General features: G+C 53.9%; 18 protein-coding genes. 1 reads left to right on the plus strand and 17 read right to left on the minus strand.

Annotated features, from left to right (window positions below; all coding sequences use genetic code 11):
• Positions 1-10: 10 nt before the first annotated feature.
• Together HP435_RS22130 and HP435_RS22135 are read right to left on the minus strand one after the other, a co-directional pair.
• The gene (locus HP435_RS22130) at positions 11-1123 is read right to left on the minus strand and encodes an aminopeptidase (protein ID WP_122964709.1); all 1113 of its coding nucleotides are present in this window, start codon (positions 1121-1123) and stop codon (positions 11-13) included.
• A 129-nt stretch (positions 1124-1252) separates the two neighbouring features.
• Complete coding sequence (locus HP435_RS22135) at positions 1253-1774, minus strand: MgtC/SapB family protein (protein WP_063230021.1); 522 nt, start codon at positions 1772-1774, stop codon at positions 1253-1255.
• A 374-nt stretch (positions 1775-2148) separates the two neighbouring features.
• On the opposite strand from HP435_RS22135, the gene HP435_RS22140 reads away from it, so the two are divergent.
• Complete coding sequence (locus HP435_RS22140) at positions 2149-3345, plus strand: saccharopine dehydrogenase family protein (protein ID WP_122964708.1); 1197 nt, start codon at positions 2149-2151, stop codon at positions 3343-3345.
• 65 nt (positions 3346-3410) lie between these two features.
• On the opposite strand, the gene HP435_RS22145 is transcribed toward HP435_RS22140, so the two are convergent.
• The 15 genes from HP435_RS22145 to HP435_RS22215 form a co-directional block, all read right to left on the minus strand.
• Positions 3411-4277, minus strand: coding sequence for a DMT family transporter (locus HP435_RS22145; protein ID WP_173599212.1), 867 nt, complete (start codon positions 4275-4277; stop codon positions 3411-3413).
• Positions 4278-4347: 70 nt separating this feature from the next.
• On the minus strand, positions 4348-4623 hold the full coding sequence (locus HP435_RS22150; RefSeq protein WP_122964706.1) for a EutN/CcmL family microcompartment protein: 276 nt from the start codon (positions 4621-4623) through the stop codon (positions 4348-4350).
• A gap of 12 nt (positions 4624-4635) precedes the next feature.
• The gene (locus HP435_RS22155; RefSeq protein WP_122964705.1) at positions 4636-5445 is read right to left on the minus strand and encodes a hypothetical protein; all 810 of its coding nucleotides are present in this window, start codon (positions 5443-5445) and stop codon (positions 4636-4638) included.
• Between the two features lie 4 nt (positions 5446-5449).
• Positions 5450-6235, minus strand: coding sequence for a phosphate propanoyltransferase (pduL, locus tag HP435_RS22160; protein ID WP_173599213.1), 786 nt, complete (start codon positions 6233-6235; stop codon positions 5450-5452).
• Positions 6236-6245: 10 nt separating this feature from the next.
• Complete coding sequence (locus tag HP435_RS22165) at positions 6246-6533, minus strand: BMC domain-containing protein (RefSeq protein WP_122964703.1); 288 nt, start codon at positions 6531-6533, stop codon at positions 6246-6248.
• A gap of 13 nt (positions 6534-6546) precedes the next feature.
• The gene (locus HP435_RS22170; protein ID WP_173599214.1) at positions 6547-8025 is read right to left on the minus strand and encodes an acetaldehyde dehydrogenase (acetylating); all 1479 of its coding nucleotides are present in this window, start codon (positions 8023-8025) and stop codon (positions 6547-6549) included.
• A gap of 69 nt (positions 8026-8094) precedes the next feature.
• Positions 8095-8373, minus strand: coding sequence for a BMC domain-containing protein (locus HP435_RS22175; protein WP_122964701.1), 279 nt, complete (start codon positions 8371-8373; stop codon positions 8095-8097).
• Between the two features lie 2 nt (positions 8374-8375).
• On the minus strand, positions 8376-8765 hold the full coding sequence (locus tag HP435_RS22180; RefSeq protein ID WP_122964700.1) for a BMC domain-containing protein: 390 nt from the start codon (positions 8763-8765) through the stop codon (positions 8376-8378).
• Positions 8766-8942: 177 nt separating this feature from the next.
• The gene (locus HP435_RS22185) at positions 8943-9728 is read right to left on the minus strand and encodes a DeoR/GlpR family DNA-binding transcription regulator (RefSeq protein WP_122964699.1); all 786 of its coding nucleotides are present in this window, start codon (positions 9726-9728) and stop codon (positions 8943-8945) included.
• Positions 9729-9737: 9 nt separating this feature from the next.
• Positions 9738-10850: a 2-aminoethylphosphonate--pyruvate transaminase gene (gene phnW / locus HP435_RS22190; RefSeq protein ID WP_173599215.1), complete on the minus strand. Its 1113-nt coding sequence runs from the start codon at positions 10848-10850 to the stop codon at positions 9738-9740.
• Positions 10851-10853: 3 nt separating this feature from the next.
• Positions 10854-11648 carry a phosphonoacetaldehyde hydrolase gene (phnX, locus tag HP435_RS22195; RefSeq protein ID WP_122964697.1) on the minus strand — a complete coding sequence of 265 codons (795 nt, stop codon included), beginning with the start codon at positions 11646-11648 and terminating at the stop codon, positions 10854-10856.
• An 18-nt stretch (positions 11649-11666) separates the two neighbouring features.
• Complete coding sequence (locus HP435_RS22200) at positions 11667-13367, minus strand: putative 2-aminoethylphosphonate ABC transporter permease subunit (protein WP_173599216.1); 1701 nt, start codon at positions 13365-13367, stop codon at positions 11667-11669.
• Between the two features lies 1 nt (position 13368).
• The gene (locus HP435_RS22205) at positions 13369-14427 is read right to left on the minus strand and encodes a putative 2-aminoethylphosphonate ABC transporter ATP-binding protein (RefSeq protein WP_122964695.1); all 1059 of its coding nucleotides are present in this window, start codon (positions 14425-14427) and stop codon (positions 13369-13371) included.
• A gap of 53 nt (positions 14428-14480) precedes the next feature.
• Positions 14481-15536 (minus strand): putative 2-aminoethylphosphonate ABC transporter substrate-binding protein, encoded by a 1056-nt coding sequence (locus HP435_RS22210; protein ID WP_122964694.1) that lies wholly within the window; start codon positions 15534-15536, stop codon positions 14481-14483.
• A 233-nt stretch (positions 15537-15769) separates the two neighbouring features.
• Positions 15770-16765 (minus strand): histidinol phosphate phosphatase domain-containing protein, encoded by a 996-nt coding sequence (locus tag HP435_RS22215; protein WP_122964693.1) that lies wholly within the window; start codon positions 16763-16765, stop codon positions 15770-15772.
• Positions 16766-16938: the final 173 nt, after the last annotated feature.

A 16938-nucleotide genomic window follows, 5' to 3' on the forward strand; every position in this document is an offset into this window, starting at 1 on the left:
CGGCTCCTCCTTACCGCATCAACTGCTCCGGATTCAATCCAAGCAAAGCTTCATGCACGAACTTCCCGTCTTTGCGAATCAATGCATCGTCAAACCAAATTTCGCCCCCGCCGTAATCCGGTCTTTGGATGGAGATCAAATCCCAGTGAATCGTGCTGCGATTGCCGTTGTCGGCTGAATCGTACGCCCGCCCCGGGGTCAGGTGAAAGCTGCCGGCAATTTTTTCGTCGAACAGCGTATCTCCCATCGGATGCAAAATGTGCGGATGAAACGCAATCGCAAATTCACCGAAGTAACGCGCCCCCGCGTCCGTATCCAAAATTTCATTCAGCTTTTGCGCATGGTTGGCCGTTGCCTCGACAATTTTGCCTTCGCGCACGGTAAAGGTGACGTTGTCAAAAGTCGTTCCTTTGTAATGGCTCGGGGTATTGTAGCTGATCGTCCCGTGCGCCGAACTCCGCACAGGCGATGTGTACACTTCCCCATCCGGCATGTTCCGCTTGCCGACCGCCAGCTGCGTGCCAATTCCTTTGATCGAAAAAGAAATGTCGGTTCCCGGCCCCAAAATCCGCACGCGATCGGTCTTGTCCATCAGCTCATACAATGGCTGGCTCGCCTGCGCCATTTTCCGGTAATCAAAAGAGCAGACGTCGAAGTAAAAGTCTTCGAAAGCGTCCGTGCTCATGTTCGCCTTCTGGGCGAGAGCAGCCGTCGGGAAATTGATGCGAATGCCTTTTGTTTGATTGTCGATGTAGTGGGCAATATCCTGAAACGCTTCGGCAAACAAACGCTGCTTTTCTTCAGGCACGCCTTTCAGCTCACTGTCATTCGTCTCGCCATGAATGCCGATGTACCCGTGCATTCCCTTCCACAGATCGTTTTCCCACGCCATCACCTGTGCTACGTGCTCTTTGGTCAGACCCAGCAGCCACTCCCGCTCCAGCTTGGGTCTGACGAAGCGCAGGTGCGGATAAGCCCCTTTTGCATACAGACGCTTGACCAGTTCCGCCGCCAGCGGCTCGCCCTCGTCTACTACCCGGATCATGATATGCTCGCCTGCCTGAACGTCCAGACTGTACGAAATCAGGTTGTCTGCGATTTTGCCGATTCGCTCATCTCTCATCGTGTAACACTCCTTCAAATCGTTTTGTTTTTTACAGCGTAACGGATGTTTGTCAGAGGAATATCAGCGGGAAGACGCATTCGCAAAAAGAAAAAAGCGATGCAGGCATCGCCCGCACCGCTTCCCGTTCTATCCCACGCCTTGCTGCTTCATCGCGCTTGTTTTTTCACTGTTTTCCGAGCGTTTGTGTGTGACCTCTTCGAATCGCTGGCTGACTCGGGCCAGCGCGAAGGCCACCATAACGGAGAAAATGACAATCCCGTAAAAGCCCGCTCCGATTCCGATGCCGATTCCGCCCGCGAAAAAAATCATCGCGGCAGAGGTCAAGCCTTTGACCTGCAAGCCGTCTTTCAAAATGACGCCCGCTCCCAGAAAGCCAAGTCCCGTCACGATCTGGGCTGCCAGCCGCATCGGGTCCATCATCGTTCCGCTGTTCGGCGAGCTGTAGAGCTTTGTGCTGTAAATCGAAACCAGCGTGATCAGCGTGCAGGCGACAGAGACGTACATGTACGTCTTCAGCCCGGCAGGCTTGTTTTTGTGTGAGCGATCCCAACCGATGAACATCCCCAGCACAGCGCTCACGATTACCCGCAAGTACATTTCCAGGTTCATGATCACATGCTGCTCGTAAAACACATTCAGAGTTTCCATCCCATCCACCTTCTTTTAGCGATAGAGACATGATATGTGCCGACACGCGATTTAGACCCTTTCTTTTTGCTTTCCCCAATCCCCCCAGATGGCCGATGGAACTGCTTGCGTTTGGCCGCGCTTTTATTAAATGAAATATTCTTAATTTTTATTTTATTATAACACTTCATATTGATTTTTTGTTTTTTTAATTTGTTTTTTATTTTCTTATCCAACTAAATTGTGCTTTTAGTTGTGTTGATGTTTGTTTAATAAGTAATTCAAACTAAAAACACAATTAATTTACAACAAAACACAAGACAAAGCACAAAACTTGTGATATATTCAGTAATAGAAGTGCTGAATTTTTAGACAATTCAAAAGGAGGCTTCATCATGAAAGTTCTTTGTCTTGGCGGCGCGGGCCGGATTTGCCGGGAGTCGATTCTCGATTTGGTGCAGTATTCCAGCTTCGAGAAAATTACGGTAGCCGACTTCAATGAAGCAGAAGGCCGCAAAATCGTGGAATCTTTGCAAGACCCTCGCGTCGACTTCATCCAGATCAACGTGCACGATCACGAGGATACGGTCAACAAGATGCGTGGATACGACATCGTCATGGACGGCACCACGATTACTTTGAACGGGCTTTCCACTGCCTGCATCGCGGAAGCCGGCTGCCACGGCGTCAATCTGAACGGCTTTGGCGCTGAAGAAGCCTCCGACCACATTTTCAAGCAAAACGGCAAAACATGCGTGCCTGGCTTCGGAATGACCCCCGGCGTCACGCAAATGATGGCGATGCATGCCGCGAATCAGCTGGATCGCGTGGAGTCCGTCCGCGTCAGCCACGGCGCTTTTCGCCCGATCGCTTTTTCCCGTTCGATCACCGAGACGACTACGTACGAATACGATCCGCTCCTGCCTGGCCGTGTCGTCTTTGAAAACGGCGAGTTCATCCAGGTGCCTCCGTTTGCCCGCCCTCGTGAAATCCAGTTGCCTGAGCCATATGGCCAAACCGTTCAGTACATCATCCCGCACGCGGAGACAAAAACATTGGCAACTGCGCTCGCCGACAAGCACGTACAACTCATCGAAGTGCGCGGCACGTGGCCCGCGAAAAATATGCAGCTCGTTCGCGCCCTCTACGACTGGGGCTTCATGCGCAACGACAAGATCAACGTCAACGGCAAAGAAATCGGGATTCTCGATTGCATCAGCGAGTATTTGTTTCATTCGACAGAAGGGCAGGAAACCGAGCTGTACGGCTATTCGCTGCATGTGGAAGTCATCGGGGAAAAAGACGGGCAGCGCGTGCAACACGTTCTTTACCACACGCATCCCGCTTCCGACGGCTCCGTAGAAGGCTGGGAAAAACTGCGTGCCTACACGCGAAACGTAGGCATCCCGATGGCCATCGCAACCGAGATGATCGCCAAAGGCATGGTGAAAAAGACAGGCGTGCTCATCCCGGAGGACGCGTTTGACCCGGCTGAAGTGTTCGCCGAACTGGAAAAGCGCGGCATCTATATTCACGAGGAAATCACTCAGCTGGATGCGCAAACGAGCGAGTCTGTACAAGCTTCCCGCTAGGCTTTTGCATCCATGCTTGCAACGAGAAGAGGGGCCTTCCGTTTTTATGCGGAGGCCCCTCTTTTTCAGCTTAGTTTAATAATGACCACACCCGCGAGGATCAGTCCAATCGAGATCCATTTGACCAGGCTGACCTGCTCCTTGAGCCAGACAATGCCGATCAAGGTGGCGAAGACGATGCTGATTTCACGTACGGATGCCACATAGGTGACAGGCGTTGTTTGCATGGCGTAAACAGCGAGCGAGTTGGAAATAAACACAAAAATTCCCCCGGCCAGCGTATGCCACGGATACTTTTTCAACAAGGCGAGATAAGACACTTTCCTCGCCGCCCTGCGATCAATCAGCCACTTCCCTGCAAACATCCCGAAAAACACGACGTATTTGAACAAAAGCCCGGACATCATCGCTGCGCCCATGCCGTCTACTACACTGCTGCAAGCCGAAAAGCTTCCGGCCAGAAACACCCACTTCATATTGCCCCAGTCTTTGACGATGCTCCCCAGCTCGCGCAGCGAAAACGTCCGCTGATTCATGAACACAACGCCTGCGACAATGACGAGAATGCCCAAATACCCCGTCCAGGCGATCGTCGTTCCGATCACTACGATACTGATGAGCGTTGTCACGATGGGAGCCGTTCCCCGCAAGATCGGGTAAGCATAGCTCAAATGATTTTTCTCGTATGCCTTGCCCAGAGCGACGAAGTACAGCACTTCCGAGCACGTGCTGAGCAACAGCCACTTGATCGCCCCCGTCGGAAAAGACGACGTCTGCCACAAGTAAAGGGCCAAAGGAAAGTACAGGATGACGGAAGCTCCCAAAATCAGCGTAAAAAAGGCGTCCCGCTCCTCGATTTTTTTGGAGAGGGCATTCCAGACCGCATGACAGACAGCCGCAAACAGCAAAATCAGCAAGATCGTGGTCGACATGTTTTTCCCAGCTCTCTTTTCTAAATGGCAAAAGGTGCAGTCTATCCGCAGACTACACCCGTTTTGTTGCTTATTGTTCTCGCGTTACTTCATAAGAATCGACAATTCCTACGATGACAGCATCAATCGGAACCTGTCTGTTCTGAAAAACGATCCGCGCAGGCGTACCGCCGGAAACGATGACCTTTTCGCCGATTCCCGCACCGATGCGGTCTGCGGCAATCACCGTTTGTCCACCTTCCCTGTCTTTCCAGTCAATGGGCTGGACGATCAGCAATTTCAAATTTTCCATGCCCGCTTCTTTTTGTGTGGACCAGACGCTGCCGATCACTTTTCCCAAAAACATGAGGCTCCCCCTTTATCGAACGTAGTGCACGACAATTCCTTTTTCTTTGAGCAAATCCGTCGCCAGAGGAGAAACGATCGTTCCTTCGCGCACCACAAGCTGCTGGTCGGGAAAATCGGCTTGTGCCCGAACCCATTCCGCGGTCAACAGCTTGGCAGAAACAATCGTCTGTGCATCAGCACCTGCACCTGACTGTTCACCTGTTTGCGCTTGCGTCTGAGCTTTTGCCCTGCTTTTGCGAATCGCCGCTTCTGCAAGCGACTTTTGCGGGTAAAACTCGACACCAAGCTCCTTCATGGCGCCGATGTGCCGCAAAAACAGCTTCTGGTACGCTGGTGGCAACGTCAGCGTCTTCAGGCATCGCCGATCCGAGCGCTTGAGTCCCGGCACATCTTCCCCGATCAAGACAGGCTTGCCGAGGACCAGTGCGGAAAAGACGATCTCTGCCTTGATCGTTCCCTTCAACCCTGCCGCCACTCTCGCCGCGTTGTCGAGGTCGATTTCCGGAATGATGACGCCGTCGTACTCCTTCGGCACCTCCAGCGGAAGCGGTGCGTACTCGTCTGCCGTGATGATTTTGCCCGCTCCGCCGCATTCGATGCGATGCATGCCGAGCCAGGACGACGTTTCCCCGTCCAAAAACAGAATGTCGTGACAAACTCCGTTATTTTGCAGTGCGATGAACTGGTCGTCAAACGACTCATGTGCGCGACTGTCACAGAAGATATACAACCATTTGGGCTTGTTCTCCTGCCTGGGGGACTGAATCATCGATTGCAAAAGCTCGCGAGTAATGGACTCGATCATTTGCCGCACGTCCATGTCCTCACCTCCCTGCCGTTCCATCAAGCTTTCCGTTTTTTCCGATGACGAGCACCTGATCATTCGTCTTCAAGCTGGCCGCGTTGGCTTCATCCAGATCGAGATGAAAATCGAGGGCGTACCTCGGGTTGATCCTGACTGTCACTTCCGGAAAAATGACAGGGCGTTCGCCCGTTGTTTGCAGCATCAGCGTATCTTGGTCGCTCACCTGAAAACGCCTGCCATCCTCTGGCGACATGTGCACATGGCTCTTCGCTACGATGACCCCCTTTTCCAGAACGACGCAGCCAGCAGGGCCGATCAGCGTAATGCCCGGCGTCTCCTCCAGCATCCCCGACAACCGCACAGGCGGATGCAGCCCGAGCTGGAAGCCGTCCGTGCGGGAGATTTCCACCTGGCTCACTCCCCGCGCAGGACCGAGGATGCGCACGCCTTTCATCAATCCCTTCGGCCCGAGCAGCGTGAGCGTTTCCACAGCGGCAAACTGTCCCGGCTGGGAAAGAGGGCGCAGCGGCGCCAGCTGATAGCCTTTGCCGAACAATTTTTCTACATCTTCCATCGACAGATGAATGTGGCGGTTCGATACACCGACGGGGATTGACTTCTGCTCGCCCCCGCTCGCCCGTTGCGAATGAATCTCCTGCGCCTTCAAGACCTCCACGCGGATTCCTCTCCCCTTCAAAAAGTCGGATGCAGCCGGGGTGAATTTATCGTTGACGTGAACGGAAAACGGATTGGGGATTCCCGTTCTCAGCATGGCCCTCAGCGTCGTTTCCGTGATCAAGGCCATCCGTTAGCGACTATCCTTCCAGCTTGGGAAGAATCGACTCGATATCGGAGTGCGGTCGAGGAATGACGTGCACCGATTTCAGCTCCCCCACCTTTTGCGCTGCTTCTGCGCCTGCATCCGTCGACGCTTTTACCGCTCCTACATCGCCGCGCACCATGACCGTGACCAGTCCCCCGCCAACATGCACTTTCCCGATCAGCTTCACGTTCGCCGCCTTGACCATGGCGTCCGCAGCTTCCACCGCGCCAATCAAGCCTTTTGTCTCAACCATGCCGAGTGCTGCCATTTCTCCTGCCATCTAGTACGCCTCCTTACCTGCCGGAAGATTGCAGTTCCAACAGGACGCTTTTAATAATTTCCGCGATCTCATCTCTGCTGATGGCAGGCGCAGCCGCAGCAGCCACCGCCACTGGCATCGCCGCTTCTGTTTGCGCAAGCTGCATGTCCCGCAAGCCGAACGCTACCCGCTTGATGTTGAACAAATGCTGCGGACCGATGTTGTCAGACGTTACGTTGTTTCCCAGCGAACCGCAACCGAGCGTCAGGGAAGGCGCGATGCCTGTAGTGGCTCCGATGCCGCCAAAGGTCGTCCCACTGTTGACCACGATGCGCGACGCTGGCTTGTCGACGACGAACGATTCGATGACGTGCTGATCGCGACAATGAATGCCGAGCGTATGCCCCAGCCCGCCAAAAGCAAGCAGCTTGCTGCAAAGCGTGCTCGCCTCCCGGGTGTCTGCCACGGTGTACAGCGCAAGAATCGGGGCGAGCTTTTCCACGGAAAACGGATAGTCCAGCCCGACGCCTGTTTCTTCTGCGACCAGCAGTGTCGCGTCTTCCGGGACGAGTATGCCTGCCAGCTCAGCCAGCGCCTGCGGCGACTTGCCTACAATCGCCGGATTGAGGCTTTTCCCCGCCAAAATGACCTCCGCGACCCGCCGCGTCTCATGGTCATCCAAAAAGTACGCCCCTTGCCGCTTCAACTCCGCCACGACTTTGCGCTTGATGGATTGATCGACGACGAGAGACTGCTCCGATGCGCAAATCGTTCCGTAGTCAAACGTTTTGCTCTGGACCACTTGCCTGATCGCCGTCGGGATGTCCGCGCTGGCATGCACATAGACGGGCACATTCCCCGGCCCGACTCCATAGGCGGGCTTTCCGGAGCTGTAGGCAGCCTTCACCATCGCTGTCCCGCCTGTCGCCAAAATCAGGTCGGTCAAGGAGTGGTGCATCAGCTCCCGGGAGCCGGCCAAAGTCGGCTGCGTGAGGCAAGAGATCAGTCCGGCGGGCGCACCTGCGCGCTCTGCTGCCGCCTGGACGACTCTCGCCGCTTCTTTCGTACACTTTGCCGCCTGCGGATGCGGGCTGAACACAATCGCATTTCCTGCCTTCACACTGATCAACGCTTTGAAAATGACCGTCGAGGTAGGATTGGTTGAAGGAACGATTCCGGCGATCACGCCTACCGCCTGGGCAACCTCCCACACGCGGTTTTGCTCATCGCGATTAATAATCCCGACCGTCTTCATGTTTTGGATCGATTGATGGACGTCCTGGGCGGCAAACAAATTTTTCGCCGTCTTGTCCGCCGCCTTGCCGTATCCCGTTTCTTCTACTGCCATTGCTGCCAGGCGTCCTGCCTCTTGTCTCGCTGCTTCCGCCATGCTCTGGACGATTTGGTCGATCTGGGCCTGGCTCATCCCGGTAAGCCGCTTTTGCGCTTCCTTGGCGGTTTGCAAACACTGTCGCACTTCCTGCACGGATTGCAAATCTGCATCTAGCATCACGATAACGCCACCTCATTTCAGCCGATTGCGATTCATCTGATTGTTTCGTACAGCAACAAACCGTTGCGACTACGACTCCAGCTTTGGCAAAATCAGTTCAATATCCGAGTGCGGCCGCGGAATGACGTGTACCGAAACCAGCTCGCCCACTTTTTCCGCCGCCGCTGCTCCCGCATCCGTAGACGCCTTGACTGCCCCGACGTCTCCGCGAACCATTACCGTAACCAAACCGCCCCCGACATGCACCTTGCCTACGAGCTTCACATTCGCCGCCTTGACCATCGCATCAGCAGCTTCTACCGCTCCGATCAGTCCTTTTGTTTCTACCATTCCCAATGCATCACCCATGACTATTCCTCCTTACTGGTTGGTGTAGCTGTTTTTGCCGCATCGTTTTTTTGCTTGTCAGTCGCCTGTTTTCCCGCTGGCTTTGGCAGGTCTTTGGCCTTTTGCTTTTCCAGCTGTTGCAAGACCATCTGCATCACACTGCGGTCTGGCCGGGGAATGACGCGGGAGTGGCGAAGCTGGCCCACTCTTCTTGCCTCCGCTTCGCCTACCGCCACCGCAGCCGTAACAGAAGCGACATCCCCGACGATATAGATGGTGACAATCCCCGCATCCGCACCCTGATAGGTCACGCAGCGGACGTCTGCGGCTTTCGCAGCCGCATCGGTCGCCGCAACAAGGGCGGGAAAACCCACGGTTTCAATCATTCCCAGGGCGTAGCCGTTTTCTAGCATCTGGATCGCACTCTCCCTCGCAATCGAGTCAAAACTGTCTGAATAAGGCTGTTCTTTTTGAAAATACACGCAAAAGCAAACACAATCAAGTTAATATTCTGTATTTACGTTTTTTTTAATTGATTTTAGTTGCGACTATGTCCAAAAAATAGAGAGCACTCCGTGTATGCCCCTGCTTCAATCTGCCACGATCCAGTTGACCCCTTTTGCGTCCAACTCGTGCAGCCACTCGTGTGGAGCCGCAACATTGCTGATGACCGTATCGATTTGCTTCAAATCCGCGACCTTGTAAAAGGTGCTTACCCCGATTTTGGAATGATCGGTGAGCACGATGTTTTCCTTGGCGTTCTCGATGATCCGCTTGGCAATCATCGCTTTTTCGCAGTCATAGCTGGAGATTCCGTGCTGGGCCAGTATGCCGTCAATCGAGATAAACGCTTTGTCGACGAAAAAGCCTTGCATCATGTTTTCAGCCAGCGTGCCTGCCGTTCGGAAATGCTTCGGCTGTACCCTGCCGCCGATGAAGTAGATTTCCCCGCTGAACATCTCCTTGTTGTGGTACTCCATCATCAAGTTAAGGGCGGGAACGGAGATCGTGATTAGCTTCAAATTTTTGCGATTGACCAGAAAATGCAGCATGTGCAGCGTCGTCGTTCCGTCGTCTATGACAATGATATCGTTGTCCTGCACGAGGCTTGCCGCCGCTCGGCCGATGCGCCTTTTCTCGTCTGCATGCGATACTTCGCGCATCAGGTGAGACGGCTCCTCGCGGTCGTAGTTGATTTTGATCGCTCCGCCGTACACGCGCTTGAGCTGATTTTCATTTTCCAGCTCTTCGAGATACCTTCTGATCGTTTCCGACGATACTTGCAACTTCTCCACCAGCTCGTTGGTCCGCACTTTGCCGGCGTAGTTCAGCATGTTCAGGATCGTGTCCTTGCGCTCTTCCCCTATGAGAGACATGACCTGCTCCTACCAGAACATGTTTCGTTCAATCGCCTGTACCAGATGCTTCATGTCGTGCGGGTAGACCTCCCCGATATTGCCGATCCGAAACGTATCTGCTACCGAAATTTTGCCCGGATAAATCACGTAGCCTTCCTGTTTCAGTCGCTCGTAAAAAGCGGCAAACGTAAACTGCGGGCTGTCCGGGAAGTAGAACGAAGTGATGATCGGTGACTGTAGCTCGCGGCGCAGCAGCGTGCGGAAGCCAAGCGCTTCCATGCCTTCTACAAGTGTCCGCTGATTTTCCCGATAGCGGACTTGCCGCTTTTCCACGCCGCCTTCTTCCTCCAGCTCCAACAGAGCCTGATAAAAGGCGCGCACCACATGCGTCGGCGAAGTGTAGCGCCATTTGCCGTTGTGCTTTTCCATCGTCTCCCACTGATCGTACAAGTCGAGCGAGAGCGAACGCGCCTGCCCCTTGCACTTTTTCAGCTCCTCGGTTTTCGCCAGAATAAAGCCGAAACCGGGCACTCCCTGGATGCACTTGTTCGCGCTGCTGATCAAAAAGTCGATTTGCAAATCAGCTACGTCCATCGCGACTCCGCCAAAGCTGCTCATCGCATCGACGATGAAGACCTTTCCGTACTCCTTCGCGACCTTGCCGACCTCGGCAATCGGGTTCAACATGCCAGTCGTCGTCTCGCAATGCACCACGGCTACGTGCGTGACGTCTGTATCCTGCTCCAGCAGTTCCCGCAGCTTGTGCGGCTGGGCTTCATCCACTTCCCCGAAGTCGATGACGACTGTGTTGACCTTGAGCACCTGGGCCATTTGCGCCAAACGGTTGCCATAGGCACCGTTCGTCAGCACGACGAGTTTGCCGTCTGCCGGAACGGCGGAGCCTACGACCGATTCCACGGAAAAGCTGCCGCTGCCCTGCATCAGCACCGCTGTATAGTCGTCGTGGTTGTTGCCGGACAAGCGCACCAGCTTTTTGCGAATGTCCTGCACCAGATCGTTGTATTCGTTGTCCCATGTGCACCAGTCGCGCAGCATGGCAGCTTTTACGCTCTTGGACGTGGACAGCGGTCCGGGAGTCAAGAGCAGATACGGATTATCTGGCAATTGTGTGAGTTTCATCGCTTATCTCTCCTTTTGCGCGAGGCGCAAGTTGATTTTCGGAATCAGCTTATCGAGTTCGCCAATGCTGTCGATGACGTAGTCGGCACCGACAGACTTGAAGCGCTTGGCTACCGCCTCCATTTTGTCAGCCAGTTCGTCCGGGTCGCACTGATTCACCTGCTGCTCGGTCATCCCCAGCTCGCTGCTGCCCTTGATCACGCCGACAGCCCATGCTCCCGCTGCCACTGCCTCTTTTATATCGCTGGTCGTATCGCCGACTTTGATGATGTGCTTCATCGGGTGAACGTCCAGATTGATCGCATTTTGATAGCACATCCACGGCAACGGACGTCCGGCAGGCATCTCGCTCGGCGTCACCATGGAGTCGGGCCAGTAGCCTTTCTTCTTTGCCTCTGGGGCCACGACCGCCATCATTTCGGCTGTGTAGCCCGTCGTCGAACCGATTTTGATTCCTGCCGCCCGCAGCCGCGCCACCAGCTCCAGCACACCGGGGATCGGGGTCGTGTAATTTTTCAGGATGGAAAACAGCATCGGCTCGAAGTCGGCGTACAGCATGTCGACATCTTTTTTCTCCGGCAGTCTGCCATACTTGGCTCTCCACAGCTCCGCGACCCGGTCCATTTTCAGCATCGTGTCGATATGGTCCCATTTGAGCATCCCCATCGGCTCACGAGCTTCTGCATGCGTAACCTCGATCCCCCGCTTCTTGAATACTTCCAGGAAAACGTCCAGCGGCGCGAAGCATCCGTAGTCGACGGTCGTTCCGGCCCAGTCAAAGATTACTGCTTGAATCATGTCTCTTCTCCCACCTTTTTATCTTTTTTGCCAAGCCCCCGTTTTCTCCCTCAGCTTCTTCGTTCCGATCTCGTAAATGATCCGCACCAGCACGTTGGTCAGTACGATCAAGACAGACATGGCGGCAGCGGGAGCAACATCGCCCGCGTCATCCATGTTGACAATCGAGACGGAGGCCAACTTGAAATCGGCTGAGTAAAGAAAGACGACGGCAGAAATCGTAACCATGGAGTTGATGAAGTAGTAGACGGCGTTTTCCAAGATAGCAGGCAGGGACATGGGAACCGTCACCCGCCAGAAGGTGACGTAGAACGGAACACCCATCGACTCGGAGGCAAGCTCAAATTCCTTGTCCAGTTTTTTCAGCGCCGTCGTCGCGGAAATAAACGGCACCGCGTAAAAGTGAATCACGTTCGCCAAAATCAGGATGACGATGGAACCGTACATCCAGTTAAGCGGATTGTCGGGATGGTTGAAGAAAAAGATGTAGGCAAGACCGATGACCAGCCCGGGCAAAGCAAGCGGCAAGATGGACAGGAAGTAGCCGACCTGCCGCATTCCTTTCATGAAGCGCGTCTTTTCGATCAGGTACGCATTGATGAAGGTGACGACCGTCCCTGCCACCGCGCTGTAAAAGGCAACGAGCACACTGTTCCAGAACGGCTGCATCCCTTCCCCGGCTACCTTGGAAAAGTCGTAGTGCGTGACCGTCATCGTCAGGTCGTACGGCCAAACCTTGACGAGCGAGGCAAAAATCACCGTGATGAGCATCAGAAAAATCGTCGCGGTAATCAGCGAGCAATAGACGAAAAAAGCGTTGTCGCGTCCGCGCTGCGGCACGATTTTGTACGGCGTGGACTTCGCATTTACGGATGAGTTTTGCTTCCGCTCCACGATCCGGTCCACGATGAAGGCGAGAATCGCCGGAAGAATCAAAATAATTCCGACCGTAGCCCCCATGGTCGTATTTTGTTGACCGATCACTTGCTTGTAGATGTCTGTCGCCAAAACGTTGAATTGTCCGCCGACCACTTTTGGCGCCCCGAAATCGGTAAAGCTGAGCGTAAAGCAGACGAAAATCGCGCTGACCAGACCGTATTTCACGTTGGGGAGCGTCACGGTCAAAAACTTGCACAGCTTGCTTGCCCCCATCGTCTCCGCCGCTTCGTACAGGTTGTAGTCGGCAAAAGCAAGCGACACCGCGAGGATCAAATACGCCTGCGGGAAGGTGTAGAACAACTCGGACAAAATGATCCCGAGCGGCCCGTACAGCTCCACCTCAAATCCGGGAAAGACTCCGAAAAACCCGGTCGTAATGATTCCCTGATTCCCGAACAAATACGTCAGGGCAATCCCGTGCATCATCGTCGGCGCAAACAGCGGCAGCAATGCCACATAGCGGAAAAATACTTTCCCTCTCATATTCGTCCGCGTCAGGGCAAAGGCGTACAAAAAGGCGAGCGTAACAGACAGGATCGTGGTGACGCCGGAAACGTACATCGTATTGACAAAAGACTGCACCAAGGCCGGAGTCTCAAAATATTTGATAAAGTTGGCCAGACCGATGTACTCGCCTGTTTCATTGATGAACGCTTTGCTGAACAAATCGCCAAGCGGCATCAACACGGTGATGAACAGCACGAGGACGATGCATGCAATCAACAGCCGCTGCAACCACTCATCCCGGCCCATTTTTTGTCTGACGGTTCGCGTGCTCATGTCAATCACTCCCCGTCTTCTTCGCCACCGCCGCCTGGTCAAACGAGATCAGATTTTCCAGCGGCAGCTCAAACGCTACCTGCTTGTCGCGCCTAAGTCCAAGGCGATGCGTCTGGGATACGGGCAAATCAATCGTCACCAGCTGCGGATGCAGTCCCTTTTGCTGATTGATCAACTGCATCGTCACACGGTAAAAGGAACCGCGAAACTCCATGTCGGAGACGACCGCTCTCAGGCTGTAGTCGGCTGGCGGCTCCATCAGGTTAATGTTTTCCGGCCGAATCGCAAACAGCCGATCTTGCCCGAGCGCACTGCCGCTGACGACGGATTCCTCCAAAAAATTGATCGCGCCCACAAAATCCGCCACAAACGGGCTGTTCGGCTTCTCGTATATTTCCTGCGGTGTGCCTACCTGAACGATCTCCGCGTTGTTCATCACTACAATCCGGTCAGCCATCGTCAGCGCCTCGTCCTGATCGTGCGTCACCATGATGGTCGTGATCCCGATCTTTTCATGCAGGCTTCTCAGCTCGCGGCGCAGCTTCAGCCGCACCTTCGCATCGAGAGCGGACAACGGCTCATCCAGAAGCAAAAAGTCGGGGGACAAGGCAATCGCGCGAGCCAGGGCGACACGCTGCTGTTGTCCGCCAGAGAGCTGGGACGGGTATTTGTCGCGGATGTGCTCCAGATCGATCAGCGCCAAAACTTCTCGAACCTTCGCATCCACCTCTTTTTTAGACATTTTTTTCGCCTGGAGGCCATATGCGATGTTCTGTCCCGCCGTCAAATTCGGAAACAGGGCGTACGATTGGAACATCATCCCGAAGTTGCGCTTTGCCGGCGGCAACGTGGTAATGTCCCGATCATTGACGAGAATTTTTCCGCCCGTTGGCTGTTCCAATCCCGCCAGTATGCGCAGCAAAGTCGTTTTCCCGCAGCCGCTTGGGCCGAGCAAGCAAATAAATTCGTTCTTTTGGATGTCAATATCGATCGATGTGAGAGCTACAAACTTGCCAAACGTCTTTCGGATGCCTTGGATGCTCAAATATGGCTTTGTCATACGCTCCTCCTTTCGCCTGTTGTCGGAAATGGGCTGTTGCATGTACGCCTTCATCAGCTTTTCGGCTCGCTCTTGGTGCTGTATCGTTTGTTCCATTCTTCCAAAATCGCCGGACGCGCTTTTGCCGTCTCGTTCAGGTCGTTGTGGATCAGTTGGGATAGCGGATCTTTCGTGTAGCCCTCCGGCAGTGTCGTGCTTGCGTTGTTGACCGTGATGATCGCGAAGTTTTTGTTGTACTCTTTCATCGCCTCATCGGAGATCGCCCAATCCAAAAACAGCTTCGCTTCCGGTTTGATCTCGGCTTTTTTCACGAGTGCATTGGCTTCTACGTCCCAGCCTGCCCCCTCTGGCGGAAAGACGATTTCCAGCGGTGCGCCCTTCTTCTTCTCGGTAATCCCCCGGTAGCCAAACGAGATGCCGATCGGATACTCTCCCGCCGCTGCCATCTTCGCAGGCTTGGAGCCGGAGTGCGTGTACAGCGCGATGTTGTCGTGCAGCTTATCCATATAGCCCCACGCTTCTTTGTCTCCGTACAGCTCGATCCAGGCGGCAACCGTGAAAAATCCGGTTCCTGACGACGCAGGGTTTGGCATGACGATCAGCCCTTTGTATTCAGGCTTGGTCAAATCAGCGTATGATTTCGGGATGGGCAGATTGCGCTTCTCCAGCTCTTTTGTGTTGACGACAAAAGCGGTTTCAAATGCATCGATGCCTACCCAATGGGCGGGGTCTTTGGAATCTTTGAACTCCGGCGAAATGCGCTCGATTCCTTTTGGCGTATAACCTTCCAGCACGCCTTGAAACTCTGCGCCCAAAAGCTCTGTCGCCGCGGTTCCCCAGACGACGTCGGCTTTCGGATTGTCTTTTTCCGCAATCAGCTTGGCGACGATGACACCAGTAGAGTCTCTGACGATGTTCAACTTGATTTCAGGGTGTGCGCGATTGAAGGCTTCCACATACGCTTTCAGCTGGTCATCCTCCAGAGCGGTATAGACAGTCAGCTCCGCTGAACCTGACTTTGCCCCTGTCGAACCTCCGGATTGTCCACATCCTGCCAGCAAAGCAGCCGCTAGAATCCCCACTACCATAGAGCCAATCCACTTTTTCATCCTGAATCCTCCCCTTTGTTTCTGATCCATGCTCCCCTTCCAAGCTGCCTGACGGTAAAGACAAGACTAATTCCATGTGTGATTAGTTTGTTTTCCCGTTTTTTAGTTGTTTTTGTTTTTATTATATATGTAATGTTCTTAAAATTTCAAATATTTTTTGAAAAAGAAAAATCGAGCCAAAAAGCCCGATTTTGCGCGATTCTTTTATATGCATCCTTGCCTGCTCTGCTTGTCTACAAGGAAACTAGCGTCCTTTTTCGTTGCTCAAAGGTTGCGATATGTTGGTATCCTGACTGTTTCAGTGTATTTCTTGCCTGTTCCAGATAGCTGCCCAGGTGGTCGGGAAAGTGCGAATCGGACGAAGTCGTAATCGGCACGTCATGCTCTCGCAAAATGCGCAAAAAGCTTTCGCTTGGGCACATTTCCTTTACCGGATAGCGATAGTACAGCCCTGTGTTGATCTCCGTTGCGACATCGTGCTGTTTCAAAAGCCCGGCGATCCGCCTGTAGAGCGGAACAAGCTCGGCTTCTGGCGGCCGATGACCGAACACTTTCAAGTTGTCCAAATGCGCCACGATGTCAAAAAGTCCGCTGGCTACCGCCTGCCCGACCACCGCAAACGTCTCCTCGTACAAATCAAGCAAAGACATCGCAAGGAAGCGCTCCTGCGTCTGCGGGTTGTCGAAGCCCCAGCCGCTGGCAAAATGAATCGAGCCAATCACATGATCCCACGGATAGTTGGCAACGAGCGGAGCGAGCACCTCTTCTCCCCCGGAAAAATAGTCGGCCTCGATGCCAAGGCGCAGAGCGATCCCGTCCTCCGCCCAGACTGGTTGCTGGGAGAGAATAAACGAGACAAACTCGTCGATCGAGGTAGTGCACACCTGATCGAGCCACTCGCGCTGCAATCGGCCCAGCTCGTCATCTGCGAGATGCATGTGCTGTTCGAAGTACGGCTTGAACTCTCGAAAACGATACAGGTGATCGACCACGCCGACTTCCTGCAAGCCGAGCTGCTTGGCCCGCACGCGATACAAATCCAGCCACTCGCGGGAAAACTCGCCTTGCGCGACTCTTTTGCCCATTCTCGCTGCCATTTCCTCCATCCAGGCAAGCGAATGTCTGGGAGAGTCCGGCTGCTGAAAAAATAGCAACGCTTCTGCTGTGCGGGTGAGCCACCTCAAAGAATACGGCCCTTCTTCCAGATGGACGTGATAATCGACTTTCATTTGGCTTCCTCCCCGGGAACTTTGCGTCTCGAACTGCTCCAAGCTTGCCACGCAAGCTGCTGCTGGCGCTTTGGTGAAAGTTCCGACTTTGTTGTTTTTGTTTGTTTTTATTTTGAAAAGTAGTTTTTTTGTGCTTTTTCATTGATTTTCTTTATTATAAAATCTGCCCCGCT

Source organism: Brevibacillus sp. HD3.3A, assembly GCF_013284375.2.
GTDB classification, from domain to species: Bacteria; Bacillota; Bacilli; order Brevibacillales; family Brevibacillaceae; genus Brevibacillus; species Brevibacillus parabrevis.

Coding starts and splice junctions, on each gene's coding strand:
- HP435_RS22130 (WP_122964709.1), bottom strand. CDS start 1,123: ATGAGAGATGAGCGAATCGGCAAAATCGCAGACAACCTGATTTCGTAC.
- HP435_RS22135 (WP_063230021.1), bottom strand. CDS start 1,774: ATGGAAACTCTGAATGTGTTTTACGAGCAGCATGTGATCATGAACCTG.
- HP435_RS22140 (WP_122964708.1), top strand. CDS start 2,149: ATGAAAGTTCTTTGTCTTGGCGGCGCGGGCCGGATTTGCCGGGAGTCG.
- HP435_RS22145 (WP_173599212.1), bottom strand. CDS start 4,277: ATGTCGACCACGATCTTGCTGATTTTGCTGTTTGCGGCTGTCTGTCAT.
- HP435_RS22150 (WP_122964706.1), bottom strand. CDS start 4,623: ATGTTTTTGGGAAAAGTGATCGGCAGCGTCTGGTCCACACAAAAAGAA.
- HP435_RS22155 (WP_122964705.1), bottom strand. CDS start 5,445: ATGGACGTGCGGCAAATGATCGAGTCCATTACTCGCGAGCTTTTGCAA.
- pduL (WP_173599213.1), bottom strand. CDS start 6,235: ATGGCCTTGATCACGGAAACGACGCTGAGGGCCATGCTGAGAACGGGA.
- HP435_RS22165 (WP_122964703.1), bottom strand. CDS start 6,533: ATGGCAGGAGAAATGGCAGCACTCGGCATGGTTGAGACAAAAGGCTTG.
- HP435_RS22175 (WP_122964701.1), bottom strand. CDS start 8,373: ATGGGTGATGCATTGGGAATGGTAGAAACAAAAGGACTGATCGGAGCG.
- HP435_RS22180 (WP_122964700.1), bottom strand. CDS start 8,765: ATGCTAGAAAACGGCTACGCCCTGGGAATGATTGAAACCGTGGGTTTT.
- HP435_RS22185 (WP_122964699.1), bottom strand. CDS start 9,728: ATGTCTCTCATAGGGGAAGAGCGCAAGGACACGATCCTGAACATGCTG.
- phnW (WP_173599215.1), bottom strand. CDS start 10,850: ATGAAACTCACACAATTGCCAGATAATCCGTATCTGCTCTTGACTCCC.
- phnX (WP_122964697.1), bottom strand. CDS start 11,648: ATGATTCAAGCAGTAATCTTTGACTGGGCCGGAACGACCGTCGACTAC.
- HP435_RS22200 (WP_173599216.1), bottom strand. CDS start 13,367: ATGAGCACGCGAACCGTCAGACAAAAAATGGGCCGGGATGAGTGGTTG.
- HP435_RS22205 (WP_122964695.1), bottom strand. CDS start 14,427: ATGACAAAGCCATATTTGAGCATCCAAGGCATCCGAAAGACGTTTGGC.
- HP435_RS22210 (WP_122964694.1), bottom strand. CDS start 15,536: ATGAAAAAGTGGATTGGCTCTATGGTAGTGGGGATTCTAGCGGCTGCT.
- HP435_RS22215 (WP_122964693.1), bottom strand. CDS start 16,765: ATGAAAGTCGATTATCACGTCCATCTGGAAGAAGGGCCGTATTCTTTG.